This is a genomic window from Gemmatimonadota bacterium (genome assembly GCA_016712265.1).
GTDB lineage: Bacteria > Gemmatimonadota > Gemmatimonadetes > Gemmatimonadales > Gemmatimonadaceae > RBC101.
This window is the reverse complement of record JADJRJ010000028.1, coordinates 429,069-448,742: the sequence shown is the minus strand read 5'-3', so window position 1 is coordinate 448,742 and position 19,674 is coordinate 429,069. Positions and strand designations below refer to the sequence as shown.

Here is a 19,674-nt window from a genome sequence, read left to right as displayed (position 1 = left end):
ACCGACTAGAGGTTGTTCCTGAAGAAGGTCGAGACGATGTCAACCGTGGAGGCGGATGTCCACGCTGCCCCCCCATGAGCGGCACCGGTGAGCAGCAGCAGCGTCGCGGAGCCCGGCATGACCGCGTTCAGCCGATTCGCCATGGCCTGACTCTGCTGGTACGGAACAGTGCAGTCCTTCGTCCCATGCATGACAAGGAACTTCGCGTCGCCTGGCGTCACATACGTGCGTGGGTTCGCCGACTTCACAAGGCTCGGGACCGTGAGGATTGGAGCGCCGAGGAGCCTGGATTCCGGTGACTGCGCTGAGCCATGGCCCGTGCCGCCGAACAGCGGGCACCCGTCCAGTGCGAGCTGTGCGTCCATCGCCGTGAAGGCGACCGGTCCGAACCAATCCGTCACGGCCTTCACCTTCTCCGACATCGTTGGGTTCCCGAGGCTGAGATCGGTAAGGGAGGCGACCCCGTCGGTCGTGCCCAGCATCGCCACGAGGTGTCCGCCTGCGGAAAGTCCCCACGCGCCAATGCGATTCGGGTCAAGCTTGTACGTCGCGGCGTTGGCGCGGACCCAGCGGAGCGCCGCCTTGACGTCGTGAATCTGCGCGGGCCACTTGGCCTCGCCGGACAGGCGGTAGTTGACGGAGACGACCGCGATTCCCTTGGTCAGCAGGGTAAGAACCGCATTTGTCGAAGCCAGCTTCTTGTCGCCTGTGCTCCAGCCTCCCCCGTGAACCCACATCACTACCGGGTAAGGCTTCGAACCGGTCGTCGGCAGGTGAATGTCGAGCTTCTGGGTTGCCGAACGCGTCGCATAGGGCACGTCGGTGACCGCCAGGACCCCCGGCGACACCTCAAGCAAGGGCGACTCAACGCGATCTGTCGCGACCCCGGTCGCGGTGTGATCAGAACAGGCTGCCACCCCCACCACCGCCGCCGCCGCCACAACATGGGAGAGAAACCGTTTCATCGTAGCTCTGGAAGTTGATTTAACGACAACAAGAAAATCCGGGCGCGAAATAATAGATTCGCGCCCGGATTTGCGATGTGACCGCCTGCACAACCTCGCTGTAGCCTATGCCACCTCGACGGACATAATGTCCGTAGCCGCGCCCTTTTGTTACTCCTCCGAAAGGCACATCAGCGACGAGGTCCGAGCACGTCCATCGGCGGACCCGCGCGCGGGGCGAATTGGATGTAGTCCTTCCCGAGGAGCGCGGCGACCGTGGCGGCGACCTGGCTCTGCGTCACGACGCCTGTCGTCACGACGCCGCTCGCGGGAGTATCCGGGCCAAGGATCGCCATCCAGATATGTTCCGCCCCCGCCACGTCCTGCCCGTGGTCCCGCCACGCCGATGGCCCGTCCCCGCGGCCGTGATCGGTCGTCACGATGAAGGTCGTCGTCCCCCGGTATTCGGGCATGGCCTGCATCGAGTCCCACAGGTCCTTGATGTACCCGTCCACGCGATGGGCCGATTGCAGGACGAGATCGTACTGACCCCCGTGCGCCCACTCGTCGGTTTCGCCGTAACCGACGAACAGGACGCGCGGGCGCGTTGAGCGGATGTACTCCTTCGCGACAAGATGCATGTGCGAGTCGACCGCATTGTTCTCCCACATCCGGGTCGTGGAGCGGTACAGCTCGTTGATCACCGCCTTCCGTGGCTCGCGCGCGGCCGGGCCCGTGAACGGTGGATCCCAGCCGTCGATCACGTCGATCCCGGCGCGCTCCTTGTTGACGATGCGTCGAAAAGCATCCCAGGTCGCGATCGCCCCGACGCGCCCCTTGAACGCCGGGTCCCGCGCCAGCCACTCGAACACGGTCACGTTCGGGTTGGGCGGATAGTCGTTGGAGTCGATGCGGGGGTCAAACCATCCCGTGAAGAGTTCGTTGTAGCCGGGATACGAGAACTTCATGGTGTTGGTGATCGACGCCCGCTGCCCGACATCCTGGTTCCCATAGAGGATGCCCTCGCGCGCCACGGTGCCCCACAAGAACGGGAGCAGCGCCGCCCTGCGGTCGGCCAGCTCATCGCGCCAGAACGCCTTGCGGGTGAACGCCGTGTCCCGAACGCCCCCGGGTTGGCGCGAAATCAGGGCGCGCTCGGCGCCACGAAACACCTCCTGCCAGCGGAGCCCGTCCGTGACGATGAGGACGACGTTGCGGGTCTTGAGCTGCGCGTGGACCGCGGTCGAGACGCACAGGCTGAAGCACAGGAGCGAGCGGAGCATGCGGCGATGGCGTGAGACTGTGGACGACAGACGGCAGACGGCAGACGGACGGATGTCACGCATCCTGTGGGACGCAGGCATCGATCCTGTCACACTCCTGGTTCAGCTGCGTCTCTGGTTCCCAACCCAGCGGATCCGGTAGATGCGTCCGGCCTTGTCGTCGGTGACAATCAGCGAGCCATCCCGGGCCACAGCCAGTCCGGTTGGCCGGTACTGCATTTCGGCTGGACCACCTCGAAAACCATCAGCGAACACGGTCCACGTGCCGCTGGGGACGCCACCGACAAACGGTTGGAAGGTGACATTGAAACCCGCTTGCGGTACCGGTGCGCGATTCCACGACCCGTGGAACGCGACGAAGGCACCGTTGCGATACGCGGCGGGGAATGCATTTCCTGTGTAGAAGGCCATCCCGTTGGGCGCCCAGTGCCCGGGGAAGGCCGCGCGCGGCTGGCCAACGTTCGCGCATCGGCCCTGCGTGACCCCATCACCGCCGTACTCGGGGGAGAGCACCTTCTTCTGCACATCGATGTCGAAATAGCAATACGGCCAGCCATAGTCGCCGCCGCGATCAATGCGGAACATCTCCTCGGCGGGGTTCTCTGCGCTCTTTTCGTTGGTGTAGATCGCGTGCACCTTGCCCCAATTGCCGGCCAGCAGGTCCCGCCCGTGCTGGACCGCCCACACCGCGCGGCCGGTGGGGTCCATGGTGATCCCCATCAGGTTGCGCGTCCCCGTGGCGTACCGCTCGCCGTCGGCTTGTGATTGGCGCAGCCGCCGGGTATCGAACCGCCACACCCCGCCCGAGTTCGCGAGGAACGGACAGGGATCCGTGCCCTTTTGCGCGGTGCCTTGGCGCTGGGGTTCACACGCGTTCGATGGTGCACCAATGTTCACATACAAGAAGCCGTCAGCGCCAATCGCGAAGGTCTTGGCGGCGTGGTGTCCACGCTCGGAGAGCAGCCCCGCGACGACCGTATCGGGCGGGGTCGTGGGCTCGAGGGCGCCGGGTGCGAGTTTCCAGCGCACAATCGCGCTGTCGGTGCTGAAGTAGAGAAAGCCGTCATGGTAGCGGACCTCGCTCCCTCCCCCAATGCCAAAGCGCCGAGAGATTTCCGCGACGCCATCGCCGTCCGCATCGCGCAGTGCGAGCACGCCGCCACGAGCCGTCCGTGAGTTGGCCAGAGCGATGAAGAGGTCGCCGTTTGGGGCACTCGTGACATGGCGCGCCGGACCGACCGAATCCGCGACGAGCTGCACGCAGAATCCGTCGGGAACGGAAATGCCGAGGTTGTTGGGGGCGCAGGCGGCGCGGGTGCCCTGGGCGTGGGCGAGACCCGCTGAGATCGCGAGGGACGCCAAGGTCAAGGGCAGGGTACGGCGCAGCACGAGGGGCACGAGCAGCACGGGGAGCACGGGGAGCACGCAGTTCGGGTTGGGGGATTCGAGGGAGGCGCCGCCACCATGTCAAGCGCAGCGCCTGGATTGGCACATCCGCAGGATGCGCATGAAACCGCCCATCAGGTTACCAGATGCCGACCCAGCCTTTTACCGACGCAATCAACTTCGCGGGATCGTACCCGATGCCCTGCTTCATGACTAACTCAACATTACGAATGTCCGACATGCGATCCACGGGGTTGCCGGCCACGAGGACGAGATCCGCCTGTTTGCCTACCGTGATGGACCCGGTCCGGTCGGCAAGTCCGAGGTAGGTCGCACCGTTCAGCGTCGCGATGCGGATGGCCTCGGTCGGGGAAAAACCGGCCTCGACCAGCAACTCCACCGCGCGCTGGTTGGAGTACCCCGGAATCACCCCACCGCCCCCCGTGGGATCAGTGCCTGCCACGAGCAATCCACCGGCGCGGGCAAACGCCCGCTCGAACGCCATCGCCCGCGGGAACAGGGTGGTGTAGATCGACTGCGGCATGCGAGCGATCTGCGCATGCTGGCGTTCGTACGTTTCCTTGAACTGCGGGGCCAGCACCTCGATCCCCGGCGGCATCGGCCGTCCCGGCGTGAAGGTCTCGAAGACGGTGAGGGTGCTGGTCAGGGCCACCTTCCTCGCGACGAGGTGCGCAATGAGCGCCTGCCCGGCCGCCGACGAAGGGTCCGTGGTGTTCACCGTCTGTTGTCCGCGCCCCTGGCTGGGACACTCGTCCAGCTTCTTGTCGGCCACGAAGTCCGTCGCGGCAAGGAAACCATGCTCGAGGTTGTCGATGCCAAGGTCGGCCGCCTCCCGATAAGTCACGGAGCAGAGGTGCCCTGTGACCTTGACCCCCCGTGCATGCGCCGCGTCGATCCCCGCCTTCAGGACCTCGCGCGAGATCTGCATGTAGGCCTTGAAAGACGTCGCGCCCTGGTCGACCCAGAAGTCGACGAACCGCTTCGCCTCCGCGGGGGTGCGCAGCACCTGCATCTGGGAGAAGTTGTTCGGCCCATTGAGGTACGGTGCCGTCGCGTCGATCCACGGCCCGGGCTTGTCGCCGCGATTTACGGCCTTGGCCATGTTCAGCTCACTGAAGCCGTTCATGTTGCCGCCGGTGCGCATCGCGGTCACACCCCCCGCGAGGTACAGGCGCGTGAACGACTCCGTGTAGTTGCCGTAGGTGCCGCCGCCGGCCGGGTAGTACAGGTGCTCGTGCACCATCACGAGCCCGGGGATCACCGTCTTCCCCGCCCCATCGATGACCTGCGCCCCGGACGGGACGGCGGTCGACCCGGCGGGCCCCACGGCCGCGATGCGACCGTCCCGCACCACGACGACCTGCCCCTCACGGGCCGGCGCCCCGGTCCCGTCGATCACCCGCACGTTCGTGAAGGCCACGACGGCCGTGTCCACCTTCACGTAGACGCGCGTGCCCGCCGAGAGCGGCGGGCGCTGCGCGGCGAGCGGCGACGAGAGGGCGAGTGCGAGCAGGATGGTCCGTTTCACCAGCGATCTCCAGCGTGCAATTGTGAGGCGGGCCAGCACGCCCGCAGCCTGCCTGTCCCGCGCCGGCGCGTCGGTGGCCACGGCCGGCGCAACCACCTCCTCAGCCCCGCGGCTTCCAGGCCCCGCGGGCCACGGCGGGAACAAACTTGTCGATGCCGCGCGGGGGATACGCGAGGGTCTTCCCTTGTTCCGCGCTCTGGTAGGCGGTCATGAGCGTCGTCACCACGTTCACGCCATCCTGGAAGGTGAGCCGCGGCGCCTCCTTTCCCTGGAACACCCGCACGAAATGGCGATCCTCGTTGGTGTACCCGTAAGCGAGGAACTCCTCGGGCACCACGGGCATCATCCCCTGCTCGGCGTTCTGCTTCTCCACGAGGTCTTCCCCGGCGCGCCCCTTCACCTCGCGCGAGAAGAAGAGCTGGAGCCCGCTATCAAGGGAGTTCCACTTCATCGAGTACTCCGGCCCGAGCAGTTCCGCCGAGAGGCGCAGCCCGGCACCGACAAAGCTCCAGGAGGTCGTCGCCTCCCCGATCACGCGCTGCCCATCCGCTGTCTCGAACTCGATCATGACGCTCGCGAAGTCCTCGGACGGCGCCTTCGCGTAGTCGGCGCCCATCTCCTTCTTGAGCTTTGCCACGTAGGTCGGGCGCGACCACTTGAGCGACGCGATGTGCCCGGTGACGGCCACCGGCTTCACGGTCGACAACGGCTCCCCCGGCTTGGTCAGCAGGTGCTGCACGACGAGCGCCGAGTGACACATCATGTCGTTGAGCACGCCACCGCCCTGCAACGTTCCCTGCCAGAACCATGGCGCGTGGGGCCCGCTGTGTTCCTCCGCTGCACGAGCGAGGTATGGTCGCCCGGTGGTCGCCGCCCCGCGCGCCCAGATCAACGCCTTGCCGGCCTCGACATGCGGCGAGAAGAGCTGGTTTTCCAGGTAGCCGGTGGTGAGGCCAACCGAGGCCACCATCTTCGCCACCGCCTTCGCCTCCGCGACGTTGCGCGCCAGGGGCTTCTCGCAGGCCAACCCCTTCAGCTCCCCCTTCCCGCGCCGGATGGTGTCCACGATCTCCTCGACATTCTCGATCCGCGCCTGGTTCGGCCCGCACAGCCAGATAGCGTCCACCTCGGGATCTTCCACCATCGCTGCGATGCTCTTGTAGGCCTTGGCCGCGCCGACATCAAGCGACCGCGCCAGGGTCGCCGCTGATGCCGCGTTCTTCGCGTTCGGGCTCCAGACCCCTCGCACGTCCGCGTCACGCACCCCGCGCCACGCCTGGATGTGGAAGCGGGTATTGAAACCAGAGCCAACGAAGGCAACTCCGAGAGGTCGAGTCATTTGAAGTCAGAGAAGAAGGACGGCAGACGGCAGACGGCAGACGATGGGTGCAGCCGCCACCTCATCGGCGCAAGCCCCAACCCTAGCTGGATGCTCCCAGGCCAGCTACCAGCTATCGGCTTGCCCTTTCCCTCCACATCCCCCAGATCGTCACGGACCCCAACGGGCGCTCCGCTGCCACCCGGAACCCCCGCCGTTCATAGAATCCGACGTTGCGAGGATTTTCCGTATCCAGCCAGACACCGTCCGAGCTGTCGTCCGCGTCGACGATCGCCGCGACCGCGTCCAGCAGCGCGACCCCGACCCCGGTCCCCTGACACGCGGGCGACACACCGAGGACCCCCAGGTAGTGGTGCGGACGCGTCGGCGCACCGACCGTCCAGGCCTGTTCGTAGCTGCGATACCGCGCCAGCGCCGGTGCCCCAATCGCCGACTCGAAGCGCTCGCGCGTCGCGCGCAGGATCTCGGGCTCCAGTGAGCCCTCGGTCCCTGCGAGGGCGTGAGCCGGCGTAGGAAGGCTGAGGTAGGCCACACCACCCAGCTGGCCGTGAGCCCGGCGAGCGCCCAGCACGGGCCACCCCCGCGAACTGCGCGTCTCGAACGCGAGGTCCATCAGCGCCGCGATGCCCCCGCTCACGCCAACCGGCGCATCGCTGAACAGGAAGTGCATCAGCGGGTCGTTGGCAAACGCGGCGGTCAGCATCGGCGTCGCTTCCGCACGCGCCGCCGGTGGCAGCGACTCAATCCGCATCAGCGGACCCATGGACGCCGATCCAGGAACTGCCCGCGCCCCTCCGCACCCAGCACCTCGCCATCGCGCGTGATGACCTCGCCGCGGGCGATCGTCGCCACGGGCCACCCCGTGAAGCGGTGCCCCTCCCACGGCGAGTAGTCCATGTTGTCACCGAGCATCGCATGCCGAACCGTCACCTCGCGTGCCGGATCCCAGATGGCGATATCGGCATCCATCCCGGGCGCGAGCCGGCCCTTTCGCGCATCGAGACCGTACACGCGGGCCGGCTCGCTCGCCACCAGCTGCACAAAGCGCTCGATCGAGAGGCGCCCCTGCTGGACCCCCTCGCTGAACAGGACCGCAGGCCGCACGCCAATCGCGGGCACGCCATTGGGAATCTTCGTGAACGGGGCGTCCACCCCGTGCGCCTTCTTGCCCTTCACGTCGTCGTATCGATACGGGGCGTGGTCCGACGAGAAGATATCGATCGTGCCGTCGCGCAGACCGCCCCACAACGCCTCCTGGCTCTCCGCATCGCGCGCCGGCGGGGAGAACATCAACTTCGCTCCTTCGAACCCCGGCCGGTCCAGGTCCGCCCGCGTGAACGAGAGGTACTGCGGGCAGGTCTCGGCCTGAACGGCGACGCCGCGCGCCTTGGCGCGACGCACTTCATCCAGCGCCTCGCGCCCCGAGACATGCACGATCATGATGCGCGCGCCCGCCACTTCGGCGAGCATGATGGCGCGCGCCGTGGCTTCCCGTTCCACCGCTTCCGGACGTGCGTACGGATGCCATTTGGGCGCGACCTTTCCCTCGGCCAGCAGTCGTTGGGTGAGATAGGCGATGGCTTCATGATGCTCCGCATGGAACATCGTCAGTGCCCCGGCGCGCCGAGCAACGTCAAGCACCTGAAGCACCTGCCGGTCGTCGAGGCGCAGCGCCTCGTAGGTGAGGAACACCTTGAAGGAGACATGCCCCTCGGCCACCAGTGATGGCAGCTCGTCGTCGAGCACGGTGGGCGACGGGTCCGACACGATCATGTGAAAGGCGTAGTCCAGCATGGACCGGCGCGCCTCCTCACGGTAGGCCGCCACCACCGCCCGCAGCGATTGGCCGCGATGTTGGGCCGCGAAGGGTACGATCGTCGTCGTCCCGCCAAGCGCCGCGGAACGGCTCCCGCTGAGGAAGTCGTCGGAGGTGAGGAGGCCGGTGGACGACACCTGCGCGAGGTGGCAGTGCGCGTCAATCGCGCCCGGGAGGACGAGCCGATCGCGCGCGTCCACTTCCTCGCGCCCCGGGCCCAGTGCCCTGCCTAACGCGACGATCCGGCCATTGCGGACCCCCACGTCGGTGTCGGGAAGGGTCGCGTCGGGATTGACCACCGTGCCCCCACGAACGACGAGGTCGAACTCAGGCATCGGGCCCTCCGGACAGGCGCGCCTCGAGCCGCGCCAGGACGCGATCCAGCTCGGCGACATCGGCCGGGGTGAGCCTCGGGCCGGGGGCGCGGACCGTCGCCGTGCGGATGGCACCGCGCCGCCGCAGGATCTCCTTGCGCACGGCCAGGCCGTACCCGGGTTGCTGTTCGTAGGTCACCAGCGGCAGGTAGGTGTCGTACACCCTCTCCGCCCCGTCCACGTCGCCAGCTGCATGCCGATTGTAGACCTGCACCAGCATCTCGGGATACCCGAACCCCGTCATCACCCCATCGGCCCCGCGCGCGAGTCCCTGCGGGAGCAACAGCCCGCCGTTGCCGACCACGATGGCCGTCCGGCGCACATCCTCGCGCCCTTCCGCCGCGCGAATGCGCGTGATCTTGTCGAGCCCGGGATGGTCCTCCATCTTGAGCATCGCCACCTGCGGATAGGCGGCTGCAATGCGCAGGTAGAGTGACGCCGACAGGAAGACCCCCGTGGTCGGCGGGTAGTCCTGGTACACCACCGGCACGTCCGGCCCCAGGGCGGCGCAGCAGTCGCCGAACCAGCTGAACTGCTGGTCGTCCGTCCGAAGCCCCGTAGGCGGCGCGATCATCACCCCCGCCGCCCCGGCCATCATCGACGCGTGCGCCAGCTCGCGCATGGCGACCAGCGAGGGGTGACTCACTCCCACCACCACCGGGACGCGACCGCCAATCGCCTGCATCATTGCCCCGACCAGCCGGTGTGATTCCTCGGTTGTCAGCTTGTTGGCCTCACCCATCATCCCCAACAACGTGATGCCGTTCACCCCGTGACCGAGGTAGTAGTCGACCAGGGTGGGCACACTGGCAAGGTCGAGCCCGCCGCCCTCGTCGAAGGGAGTGGCAGCGATGACGAAGACACCGCGCGTGGCCGGGGTAATCACGGAATTCGGGGCTGGTGGAGACCCCACAAGATCGGCGGCCGACGACGGGTCGGGCAGCCCCCGACGCCTATCCCCCGTTGACCCGACTGCATTTCACCCCGGCATCGGGGATCCTCCCTCGAGGGCAATGCCATGACCTCATTCCTCCCCCCCACCTCGGCACCTGGCCCGACCTGGCATGTCATGTCGGCCGGGGAGGTCGTCGCGTCGCTTGCCGCGCACGACACCCGGGGATTGTCGCACGTCGAGGTGACGCAGCGCCTCCAGGCCGCCGGCCCCAACCTCCTCCCGGAGGCGACGCGCCGGTCACTCACGCGCATGATCCTGGACCAGTTCTCGGACCTGATGGTCGTGGTCCTCCTGGTCGCCGCGATCCTCGCCGGCGTCGTGGGCGAGCCTCAGGATTCCTTCGCCATCGTGGCGATCATCCTGCTGAATGCGGGGCTGGGGGTGGCACAGGACTTCCGGGCCGAACAAGCGGTGGCCTCGCTCCGCGCCCTCGCCGCGCCCGCCGCACGCGTGGTGCGGGATGGAGCGTCGCGGCTCATCCCCGCCGCCGAGTTGGTGCCCGGTGACCTCGTCATGCTGGAAGCCGGCGACATCATCCCGGCCGACCTGCGCCTGGTAGGCGCGCACAACCTGCGCGTCGACGAGGCAGCGCTCACCGGCGAATCCGCTGCGGTTGAAAAGACGACCGCCCCACTGCCCGTCGAGGCCAGCGCGCTCGGCGATCGGCGCAACATGGCCTGGAAGGGGACGATTGCCACCTACGGGCGCGGTGCCGGGGTGGTCGTCGCCACCGGGCTGAGGACCGAACTGGGCCGGATCGCAACCTTGCTCGGTGTCGCGGAGCCGACGTTCACCCCCCTGCAGCAGCGCCTCAAGCGGTTTGCGGCACAGCTGGCGGGGATCGTCCTCATGATCTGCGGCGTCGTCTTTGGCATCGGGCTGCTGCGCGGCGAACCACCCGTCCTCATGTTCCTCACGGCGGTCAGCCTCGCGGTCGCCGCCATGCCCGAGGCCCTGCCCGCCGTCGTCACCGTGGCGTTGGCGCTCGGGGCGCGACGCATGGCGCGGCACCGGGCGCTCGTCAGGCGCTTGCACGCGGTCGAGACGCTCGGCTCGGTGACGGTGATCTGCTCCGACAAGACCGGCACCCTGACGTCGAACCGGATGACCGTGACCCAACTGCGCCGCCCGCCAGGGTGGGAGGTCATCGGGCTCACTGATCCCCACGATCCCCTCGCGCGCGCCCTCGCCCTGAACACCGACGCCGTGCGCGGCGACGATGGACAAGTGACGGGCGAGGCGACCGAAGCCGCCCTGCTCCACCATGTCACGGCCTCCCTCCCGGAAACGGCCGCACACGCCGAACGCTATCCGCGTGTGGACGAACTGCCGTTCTCATCCGAGCGCGGCCGCATGACGACCCGGCATGTGCACGACGCCACGGGGCACTTCCTGGTGATGAAGGGCTCGCCGGAACGTGTCCTGTCCCGCTGTTCCCATGCGTGGAACCCTGACGGTCCCGTCGTGCTGGAACGCGAGGCGGCCGAGGCGGCGGCCGCGGCCATGGCCCGCGAAGGGCTGCGCGTGATGGCGTTTGCCCACCGGGATGATCCCCATGGCGAGGGCGCGCTCACCGAGCACCATGAGGCGGGCTTCGTCCTGCTTGGCATGGTCGGGTTGCTCGACGCCCCACGGCCCGAGGCGCAGGCGGCAGTGGCGGAGTGCCATGCGGCCGGCATCCGCGTGGTCATGATCACGGGCGATCATCCGGGAACAGCGGATGCCGTCGCCCGCATGGTCGGGATTCAGGCGACGAACGGCCATGCGGTCGCGACCGGGAACGACCTCGCCCGCTGGGACGCCGCGCTCGAGCGGGAGGTGGACCAGGTCGCGGTGTATGCGCGCGTGGCACCGGAACACAAGCTGCGCATCGTCCAGGCCCTCCAGCAGCGGGGGGAGTGTGTGGCGATGACCGGGGATGGGGTGAATGACGCCCCGGCGCTTCGGCGCGCGGACATCGGTGTGGCGATGGGGCGCGGCGGAACCGACGTCGCGCGCGACGCCGCTGACCTCGTCCTGCTCGACGACCACTTTGCGACGATCGTCGCTGCCGTGCGCGAGGGGCGCCGCATCTACGACAACATCCGGCGCTTCGTGCGGTATGTGCTCACTGGCAACTCCGCCGAGATCTGGATCCTCTTCCTCGCGCCGTTTGTCGGGTTGCCCTTGCCCCTGCTCCCCATCCATATCCTGTGGGTGAACCTGGTGACCGACGGACTCCCGGGACTGGCCCTGGCCACGGAACCGGCCGAGCGGGCCGTGATGTCGCGGCCCCCGCGCCCGCCGGGGGAAAGCGTGTTCGCGCATGGCGTCTGGCAGCATGCGCTTTGGGTGGGACTGCTCATGGCCGGCGTGACCCTCGCGGTGCAGGGGTGGGCCTACCACACAGGACACGCCCACTGGCAAACCATGACCTTCACGGTCCTCGCGCTCTCGCAGCTCGGGCACGTGCTGGCGGTGCGGTCAGAGCGGGAGTCGCTGGTGCAGCAGGGAATCTTGAGCAACCGCCCCCTGGCCCTGGTCGTCGCCGGCACGATCGTGCTCCAGCTGCTCACGCTGTACCTGCCCGCCGGCAACCGCCTGTTCAAGACGGAGCCGTTGACGCCGCTGGAGCTCGCCGTCGCGTTAGGCGCCTCGGGCATCGTGCTCGTGGCCGTCGAGCTCGAGAAGTGGTTGGTGCGGCACGGCCACCTGACGTACCGCGGGCCGCTGCGCCGCGTTCACCCATGACCTTGTGCGTTACACTCTCACCCACGTTCCCCGGAGGTTGACATGACCCGCTCCATCCTCGTGCCCCTGGACGGCTCCGCGATCAGCGAGCGGGCCATCCCGGTCGCCGCCGCCCTCGCCCGGCACCACCACGCACACCTGCACCTCGTGCGCGTCTTCCTCCCGCTGACCGCACGGGCGGTCAACGCCCCACCACTCGATCCAACCTTTGACGAGGAGCAACGCGCACGCGCCGCGCGGGCGCTCCAGCGCATGGCCCGGCGCATCCATCGCGCCACACAACTCGAGGTCTCGCCCCAGGTACGTGTTGGCCACACGATCGATGAGATCGAGGCCGCCGCGCGCGAGGTGTCGGCCGACCTCGTGGTGATGACCACCCACGGCCGCGGTGGGGTCTCGCGTGCCTGGCTCGGGAGCGTGACCGAAACGTTGCTGCGTCACCTCCACGTCCCCGTTCTCGTCACCCGCCAGCGACTCGATCTCTCCACGATGCTCGCCCGGGGAGTCCCGTTCACCAAGGTGCTCCTCCCGGTCGACGGCACGCCGGAATCCGAGGAGGTGATCGATGACGTATCTCGCCTGCTGCACGGAGTCCCGCTCGACCTCACCCTGGCCCACGTGGTAAGCCCGTCCCCGGTCATGCTGGCCAACCTGGAGGATGCCTCCGCGGTGCACGCCGTTGAGCACGAGTATCTCATGCCCTTGGCGGCGAAATGGCGCGATGAACGCCGCGCCGTTCACACCGTCGTACTCACCGCGAACAGCGCGGCGCGCGCCCTCGCCGATCTGGCCCATGCTGGTGCGTTCGACCTGATCGCCATGCGCACCCACGCGCGACACGGAATCGCCCGCTTCGCGTTAGGCAGCGTGGCGGACAAGCTGCTGCGCCTCACCACCCGACCGGTCTACGTGCGCGGTCCGGAACGCAGCTGAATCTTACCGGAGGTGGCGCGCCGCGGCCTGGGCCGCCACCTCCTGCGCCGTGAAGACGGGCTTGCCACTGCGTCGGGCGAACTCCTCGGCGTAATACGCGTCATGCCCCATGCAGTCGAGAACGACCACGTCGACGTCGGCCGATCGCATGAGGTCGCTCGCACGGACGATCTCGCTGTGTTTCACCGGCGAGGCCCACGTGACGACGGGCAGGAACCCGTCCGCGAGCCACTTGGCACCAGCCGCGCGGGCCTGGCGCTCCACCGGCGTCACGATACCGACCCGTTTGCGCTCACTGCGCGCGGCCGCCTCCTGTGGAACGAGCCGCCCGGGCATTATCACGGGCACATCGCACCGACAGGCGGGGAAATCACCCGCACAGGCCACCACGACCGCCTGCGCCCCCTCTGTTGCGAGCTCCTGGGCGCGGCGTTCAACGAGCGGATGCAACCACTCGATGCCGATCTCCCGGGTGGATCCATCCACGAGGCGGACGAGGAGCGGATACTCGGTCGCGCGCCGCGAGAGGTCGGCGATCTCATGGGTATCGAGTCCATCGAGCGCACCAACCACCCGCACGCGCGCCCCCGGCGCCTGGGCCAGGAAGACGCGTTCGAGGTCCGGGCGCGGGGACTGCCCGATGGTGACAACGCCGAGGACGGGAGGCACGGCGGGACGCGCGAAGGGAGGAGGGCGAAGGACGGGCGACGCCACAAATGTAGGCAGCGCGCGTCCCGACCACGGAGACCAGGGTCGCTGGCGCTAGCCCTCCCAGGTCGTGCGACCACCGGCCACGGTGCGCACGATCCGGATGTCCTTGATCGCGTTCGGGTCCACCGCCTTCGGTGACTTCTCGAGCATCACGAAGTCGGCGTACTTCCCCGCCGTGATCGAGCCCTTGGTCTTTTCCTCGTACGAGGCGTACGCGCCGTGCTGCGTGGCGATCATCAGCGCCTCGTCGATGGAGACCTTCTGGTTCGTCCCCCACTCGCGCCCCCGGAAGTCGCGGCGCGTGACCATCGACTGGAGCGCCATCAGCGGCTCAAAAGGCCCGGGCCCGTAGTCCGACGCGCCGGGTACGCGGATCCCGCTGTCGAGGAACGACCGGTGCGCGAACATCCAGCGCATCTTCTCGTCACCGTACTGCGACCACTTCTCCCCGTGGTAGTACACGTAGGTCCAGAACGGGGTGGGAATGGTGCCGGTGGCCTTGATGCGCCGCAGCAGGTCCGGGTTCACCTGGGAGCAATGCTCGATGCGATGTCGCCGGTCCGGGTGCGGGGACTTCGCCAGCACGCGCTCATACGCCTGCAGGACCATGTCGATGGCCACGTCGCCGTTGGCGTGGATCCCCACCTGCCAGTTGTTGGCGTGGGCGTTGTCGACCGCGGCATGGATATCCTCCTGCGTCATGGTGAGGATGCCGTAGTCGTTTGTCCCGACGTAGGGCGTGCTCATGCGCATGGTGCGCTCGGAGGCCGAGCCGTCGGCCGCGTACTTGACGCCTCCCACGCGCAGCCACTCGTCGCCGAAGCCCGTGTACACGCCAGCATCACGTAGTTGGGGATAGGCCCCACCCCGGATCATCATGTAGGCGCGATGCCGCAGGTCGCCGGCCCGATACACGTCCTCGTAGGCGCGGATCTTGTCCGAGCCGGCGCCGGCGTCATGTACGCTGGTGAGCCCCACCTTCGCGAACTCCTGCGAGATGTGCTTCATCCCCTGCCGGGCGCGTTCCTCCCCTTCGGCCTTGCTGAAGCGTGCCCGCACCCCGACCGGGGCGAACACGCCGCGCGCCAGCTCGGCCACGCGGCCCGTGAGCTGGCCACGCGCGTCCTTGAAGAAGCGCCCATGCTCCGGGTCCGGCGTGGCCGGGGTGATCCCGGCGAGCGTCAGGGCATACGAGTTGTACCAGCTGGTGTGCCCACCGCGATGGTTCACCGACACGGGGTTGTTTGGGGAGATGTCGTCGAGGAGCTGGCGCGTGAGGTCGACGTCCAGCTTGGTGTCGTCGAACATGTAGGCATCCACCCACATGTCCTTCGGCACCTGGGCCACACGCTTCGCAAGGTTGGCCTTGAGTTCGGCGAGGGTGCGCACGTTCGCATTCACCCCGAACAGCTCGTTCACCCCGCTCGGGTGGCAGTGGCAGTCAATGAACCCCGGCGCGACAAACATTCCGGCTGCGTCGATGACGCGGGTGCGCGCCGTCGCGAGGTTGCGGATGTCCGCATTCGACCCCACCGCGAGAAAGCGTCCGTCCTTCACGGCGAAGGCTTGCGCGCTGGCCATCGCCGGATCAGAGGTGTGCACCACCGCGTTCACCACCACCAGGTCGGCCTCGATGCCAGCGCCGCGGTTGGGTTGTGCGGGTGCCGGCTGGGCCTGTGCCGCTCGGGGAAACGGCAACCGGGCCAGGCTCGCGGCCCCCGCCAGCAGGGCACCGAATGAGAGGAACTCCTTGCGGGTGTAACGCGGCATGTCGTCACTCTGGGACGGGGATGCGCCGAAGATGCGGCTGGGCGCCCGGTCCCGGGAGGGTACCCCTTCCCTCGTACGGCATATTCCCGAACCCTCCAATGACCCAACAGACCGACGACCCGCTGCGCCAGGTCGGCTTCGCCACCGCAACGTCGGTGATCGTGGCCAACATGATCGGCACCGGCGTCTTCACGAGCCTGGGATTCCAGGTCATCGAGACCACCAGCGGCTTCGCGCTGCTCGCCCTCTGGGCGATCGGTGGCCTCGTCGCGATGTGTGGGGCGCTGGCCTATGCCGAGCTCGGCGTGGCCTACCCCCACTCCGGCGGGGAGTACGTGTACCTCTCGCGTCTCTACTCGCCGCTGGTCGGGTTCCTCGGCGGCTGGATCTCGATGACCGTTGGGTTCGCCGCCCCGATCGCGTTGGCGGCGCTCGCCTTTGGCAAGTACTTCGCAGCGGTTGTCGCGGTGCCGCCATTCGCCGCGTCGGTGGCGGTACTGGTCGTCGTCGCCCTCATCCATGCGTCGGACCTCGCGGTGGCGCGCCGCTTCCAGGTCACGTTGGTCGTCGTGGAGCTGGTGCTGATCCTCTCCTTTGTGGTCGCGGGCCTGACCTTCGACCGCCCCACCAGCATGGCCTTCGAGCCGACCGCAGACGGATGGCGCCAGGTGTTGTCACCCGGGTTCGCCGTGTCGCTGATCTATGTCTCGTTTGCCTTTTCCGGCTGGAATGCGGCGGGGTACATCGCCGGCGAGGTACGAAATCCGGGACGCACGCTGCCCGCCACGCTGATCATCGGCACCGCGATGGTGGCCGTGTTGTACCTGCTCCTCAACTGGACCTTCCTGCGCACGATCCCGGTCGCGGAGATGCGGGGCGTGGTGGAAGTTGGCGCCCTGTCGGCGCAGGCGATGTTCGGCGAGAGCGGCGGACGACTGATGAGTGCGATGATCTCGATGCTGCTCGTGGCGACCATCAGCGCGATGGTGATGGCCGGCTCACGCGTCACCGAGGCGGTGACCCGCGACCTGACGCGGCTTCGGATGATTGGCGCACGGAGCGCGAACCGCGTGCCACGCAACGCGATCCTGCTCCAGGTCGGGATCACCCTCCTCCTGCTCATGACCAACTCGGTGGACCGGGTGATGACCTATGCCGGGTTCACCCTCAACATCGGCACCCTGCTCGCCGTCCTGGCGGTGTGGATCCGGAGGAAGCGCGAACCGCACCGCGTGCTCCCGTACCGCATCCCCGGGTTCCCCATGGTGCCAGCCTTCTTCGTGTTGGCGTCGGTGTGGACCCTGGGCTTCGTCCTGTGGGAACGACCGCTGGCGGCCTTTGCCGGATTGGGCACCCTCGCCCTTGGTGTGGCACTCTTCTGGTGGGATGGCCGCGGCGTGCGGTGACCCCCCCCCGGGCTGGCGTCAACGCGCGCCAACGTGCAGCGTCCAGCATCGCGAGCGGGCGCACACCGGTGCACCCAGCTCGCCCGCGTGGTCCGCGATGACGGACCAGGCCGTCCGTTCTCTCCTCGCAGCGCCTGACACCCTCTCACCGTCTCCACACCATGCGCTCTTTCGTCCTCGCTCTCCCGCTCGCTGCCGCCGCCTGCACCCTGCAGCAGGTCTCACGAACGTCCGGCGCCAACGGCGCCGACGACCACACGTCCCACATGAACGCGGCTGACCTCGTGGCCCCACCCACGCGTGACCTCGGCCCCCTGCAGCAGGGCACCGCCGGAATTCCGGCGAGCAACCTGACCGCGCAGGCTCGGCTCGCGGCAAGCCCGCGACACGGGGAGTGGGTCAAGATCCCGTACGAGCCAGGCTCCAGCGATTCGCTCATGGCGTGGGTCGTGTACCCCGTCTCACGCGAGAAGGCGCCCGTCGTCGTGGTGGTGCACGAGATCTTTGGCCTCGCCACCTGGGTTCGTGGGGTTGCCGACCAAGTGGCCGCCGACGGTTTCATCGCCGTCGCACCAGACTTCCTCTCGCGCGTCCGGGGAGGCCCGTCGAATGTTGAGCTGACGGGAGACTCGGCGCGCAAGCTCATCGCCGGCGTCAACTCCACCGAGCGCAATCGCGTGATCACCGCGGCGGCCAACTACGGCATGATGCTACCCGCCGCCACCCAGAAGTACGGCGTGATCGGCTACTGCTGGGGCGGCCAGACGGTGTTCATGCACGCCGTGCACGGTGGCGTGAAGGGCTACGGTGGAGGCGTGGCGTTTTATGGGCTCGGCTACATGACCGGCGGCACGCCGGCCACCGCCACCACGGCCGCGGTCCCTGCCTCCGTGATGGCCGACTCGATCGCGAAGATCAAGGCGCCGGTCATGCTGCTTAACGGGTCCAAGGATGCCCGCATCGGCGCGGCCATGCCGTCGCTGGACTCGATGATGAAGGCGATGAAGAAGGACTACGTCGGCATGAACTACGACGGAGCGATCCACGGCTTTCTGCGGGCGCAGAACGACCCCCGGGCGCAGAACCGCGACGAAGCCGAGGAAATGGCGAACCTGGCCGCGTCAAAAGATGCGTGGCCGAAGACGATCGCGTTCCTGAAGAAGAACCTGAAATAGATGGCGACGGCGGACGGCGCCGGTGGCGCCGTCACTGCTGAAGCACGAGCGGCACGAGCAGCACGGGGGGCACGAGCAGTACGTGTGGCACGTGGGCGCGAGGCGAGCGGTGTCGCGTGCTGCTCAAGACTCGTGCTGCACGTGCTGCGCTGTTACCGCCGCTCGCCGGTGGTCAACAGGCAAGTCGGGGTCGGTCCTTCCGCCCCCGCAGATCCTACTGTGCCCGGCGCAGCAGCCCCTTCCCCACCATCGCGTGTACGCCAACGTTGCCGTCGACGAGCTGCGTGATCCGGAAGTCCACGGCGAGGCTCGCCAGCTGATAGGCCTGTGTCTGCGAAATCCCAAGTCGCGCTTGCAGGAACTTGACGGTGTTCTGTAAACAGATGCGGGTCGCGACGGTGAGGTCCTTGTCCATCCCCATGGTGATCCAGTGGGTGGAGGTCTCGCCGAGCGGCCAGTCGAGCTTCATGTCCTTGCGGACCGTGAGCTGGATGCGGCCGCGGAGTGAGGTCTCAATGGCCGTCTGGTTGACCTCGCCGTCCCCCTGGGCCGCGTGGCCGTCTCCCACCTCGAACAGCGCCCCGGCCACGTGCACCGGGATGTAGAGCGTGGTGCCCGCCACGAGCTCCTTGTTGTCGAGGTTCCCCGCGTGGATGTCAGGGGGATTCGATGAGACGCGACCGCGGTCCGGCGGCGGCGCGACTCCCATCGAACCGAAGAATGGCTTCAGCGGAATCGTGGCGCCCGCGAACTCGGCCGTCATGCGGCGACGATCCAGCGGGATGATGGTGGTCGTGGGTCGCTCGCACAACTCGCGCATGAAGCCGCTGCAGCCATTGTAGCCGTATGCGATCGGGAGGTCGATCGAGAGCACCTTCACTTCCAGGACATCGCCGGGTTCGGCCCCTTCCACATGGACCGGTCCCGTGAGGATGTGTCCACCGGGTCCGCGATCGGTGACCTGCGCGACGATGTCGCGAAGCGATTGTTGCACGTCCGCCGGAGCCACACCCGCGGCCTCCAACCGTGGTGGTGTGTTGGTGAGCAGCGTCTCGACATCAATGATGTCTCCTGATTTGATCCGGAGCACCGGCTTCGTTTCCGCCCAGTAGTGCCCGTACGCGACCGTTTGCGGCGTTGCCGGCAACCGGTGCGTCGTTTGGGCGACGAGGGTGGTGGAGCCGGAGAGGAGCAGAGCGGCGACGCGTTTCATCGGGGTGTTGGAATGGGTCAACTGCGTGAAGCACGGGCAGCACGAGCGAGGTGCAGCACGAGTTTGGGAGGCAGCCTCGCACGCCACACT

The 19,674-nt window shown here is 67.8% G+C and carries 15 protein-coding genes; 4 read left to right on the top strand and 11 right to left on the bottom strand.

Annotated elements, in window-relative coordinates:
• Positions 1–5 precede the first annotated feature (5 nt).
• From IPK85_08790 to IPK85_08755, 8 genes are all read right to left on the bottom strand, one after another.
• The gene (locus IPK85_08790) at positions 6–965 is read right to left on the bottom strand and encodes an alpha/beta hydrolase (protein MBK8247477.1); all 960 of its coding nucleotides are present in this window, start codon (positions 963–965) and stop codon (positions 6–8) included.
• Between the two features lie 170 nt (positions 966–1,135).
• Positions 1,136–2,227 (bottom strand): alkaline phosphatase family protein, encoded by a 1,092-nt coding sequence (locus IPK85_08785; GenBank protein MBK8247476.1) that lies wholly within the window; start codon positions 2,225–2,227, stop codon positions 1,136–1,138.
• Positions 2,228–2,329: 102 nt separating this feature from the next.
• Positions 2,330–3,574, bottom strand: coding sequence for a PQQ-dependent sugar dehydrogenase (locus tag IPK85_08780; protein ID MBK8247475.1), 1,245 nt, complete (start codon positions 3,572–3,574; stop codon positions 2,330–2,332).
• A gap of 178 nt (positions 3,575–3,752) precedes the next feature.
• Positions 3,753–5,198: an amidohydrolase family protein gene (locus IPK85_08775; protein MBK8247474.1), complete on the bottom strand. Its 1,446-nt coding sequence runs from the start codon at positions 5,196–5,198 to the stop codon at positions 3,753–3,755.
• Positions 5,199–5,262: 64 nt separating this feature from the next.
• Positions 5,263–6,501: a Gfo/Idh/MocA family oxidoreductase gene (locus tag IPK85_08770; protein MBK8247473.1), complete on the bottom strand. Its 1,239-nt coding sequence runs from the start codon at positions 6,499–6,501 to the stop codon at positions 5,263–5,265.
• Positions 6,502–6,613: 112 nt separating this feature from the next.
• On the bottom strand, positions 6,614–7,264 hold the full coding sequence (locus IPK85_08765; GenBank protein ID MBK8247472.1) for a GNAT family N-acetyltransferase: 651 nt from the start codon (positions 7,262–7,264) through the stop codon (positions 6,614–6,616).
• Positions 7,252–8,652 (bottom strand): dihydropyrimidinase, encoded by a 1,401-nt coding sequence (gene hydA, locus IPK85_08760; GenBank protein ID MBK8247471.1) that lies wholly within the window; start codon positions 8,650–8,652, stop codon positions 7,252–7,254. The genes IPK85_08765 and hydA overlap by 13 nt, the downstream gene beginning before the upstream one ends.
• Positions 8,645–9,577 carry a dihydrodipicolinate synthase family protein gene (locus IPK85_08755; GenBank protein ID MBK8247470.1) on the bottom strand — a complete coding sequence of 311 codons (933 nt, stop codon included), beginning with the start codon at positions 9,575–9,577 and terminating at the stop codon, positions 8,645–8,647. The genes hydA and IPK85_08755 overlap by 8 nt, the downstream gene beginning before the upstream one ends.
• Before the next feature lie 132 nt (positions 9,578–9,709).
• Here IPK85_08755 and IPK85_08750 point away from each other — a divergent pair, with 132 nt between their 5' ends.
• Entirely contained in the window at positions 9,710–12,376 is a 2,667-nt protein-coding gene (locus IPK85_08750; GenBank protein MBK8247469.1) for a cation-translocating P-type ATPase, read from the top strand.
• Between the two features lie 42 nt (positions 12,377–12,418).
• The gene (locus tag IPK85_08745) at positions 12,419–13,309 is read left to right on the top strand and encodes a universal stress protein (GenBank protein MBK8247468.1); all 891 of its coding nucleotides are present in this window, start codon (positions 12,419–12,421) and stop codon (positions 13,307–13,309) included.
• A 3-nt stretch (positions 13,310–13,312) separates the two neighbouring features.
• Here IPK85_08745 and IPK85_08740 read toward each other — a convergent pair whose 3' ends face one another.
• Both IPK85_08740 and IPK85_08735 read right to left on the bottom strand, forming a co-directional pair.
• Positions 13,313–13,978, bottom strand: coding sequence for an AroM family protein (locus IPK85_08740; GenBank protein ID MBK8247467.1), 666 nt, complete (start codon positions 13,976–13,978; stop codon positions 13,313–13,315).
• Positions 13,979–14,071: 93 nt separating this feature from the next.
• Positions 14,072–15,790, bottom strand: a complete 1,719-nt coding sequence (locus IPK85_08735) for an amidohydrolase (GenBank protein ID MBK8247466.1) — start codon at positions 15,788–15,790, stop codon at positions 14,072–14,074.
• A gap of 98 nt (positions 15,791–15,888) precedes the next feature.
• Between IPK85_08735 and IPK85_08730 the strand changes: the two genes are divergently transcribed.
• Both IPK85_08730 and IPK85_08725 read left to right on the top strand, forming a co-directional pair.
• On the top strand, positions 15,889–17,196 hold the full coding sequence (locus IPK85_08730; GenBank protein ID MBK8247465.1) for an amino acid permease: 1,308 nt from the start codon (positions 15,889–15,891) through the stop codon (positions 17,194–17,196).
• Between the two features lie 161 nt (positions 17,197–17,357).
• A complete protein-coding gene (locus IPK85_08725) occupies positions 17,358–18,371 on the top strand; it encodes a dienelactone hydrolase family protein (protein ID MBK8247464.1) in 1,014 nt (337 codons plus the stop codon).
• Positions 18,372–18,585: 214 nt separating this feature from the next.
• Here the strand turns inward: IPK85_08725 and IPK85_08720 are convergent, their stop codons facing one another.
• On the bottom strand, positions 18,586–19,584 hold the full coding sequence (locus IPK85_08720; GenBank protein ID MBK8247463.1) for an acetamidase/formamidase family protein: 999 nt from the start codon (positions 19,582–19,584) through the stop codon (positions 18,586–18,588).
• Positions 19,585–19,674: the final 90 nt, after the last annotated feature.

Excerpts from the sequence above, each read along its gene's own strand:
- IPK85_08790 (MBK8247477.1), bottom strand. The coding sequence starts at position 965 with ATGAAACGGTTTCTCTCCCATGTTGTGGCGGCGGCGGCGGTGGTGGGG.
- IPK85_08785 (MBK8247476.1), bottom strand. The coding sequence starts at position 2,227 with ATGCTCCGCTCGCTCCTGTGCTTCAGCCTGTGCGTCTCGACCGCGGTC.
- IPK85_08770 (MBK8247473.1), bottom strand. The coding sequence starts at position 6,501 with ATGACTCGACCTCTCGGAGTTGCCTTCGTTGGCTCTGGTTTCAATACC.
- IPK85_08765 (MBK8247472.1), bottom strand. The coding sequence starts at position 7,264 with ATGGGTCCGCTGATGCGGATTGAGTCGCTGCCACCGGCGGCGCGTGCG.
- hydA (MBK8247471.1), bottom strand. The coding sequence starts at position 8,652 with ATGCCTGAGTTCGACCTCGTCGTTCGTGGGGGCACGGTGGTCAATCCC.
- IPK85_08750 (MBK8247469.1), top strand. The coding sequence starts at position 9,710 with ATGACCTCATTCCTCCCCCCCACCTCGGCACCTGGCCCGACCTGGCAT.
- IPK85_08745 (MBK8247468.1), top strand. The coding sequence starts at position 12,419 with ATGACCCGCTCCATCCTCGTGCCCCTGGACGGCTCCGCGATCAGCGAG.
- IPK85_08735 (MBK8247466.1), bottom strand. The coding sequence starts at position 15,790 with ATGCCGCGTTACACCCGCAAGGAGTTCCTCTCATTCGGTGCCCTGCTG.
- IPK85_08730 (MBK8247465.1), top strand. The coding sequence starts at position 15,889 with ATGACCCAACAGACCGACGACCCGCTGCGCCAGGTCGGCTTCGCCACC.
- IPK85_08725 (MBK8247464.1), top strand. The coding sequence starts at position 17,358 with ATGCGCTCTTTCGTCCTCGCTCTCCCGCTCGCTGCCGCCGCCTGCACC.
- IPK85_08720 (MBK8247463.1), bottom strand. The coding sequence starts at position 19,584 with ATGAAACGCGTCGCCGCTCTGCTCCTCTCCGGCTCCACCACCCTCGTC.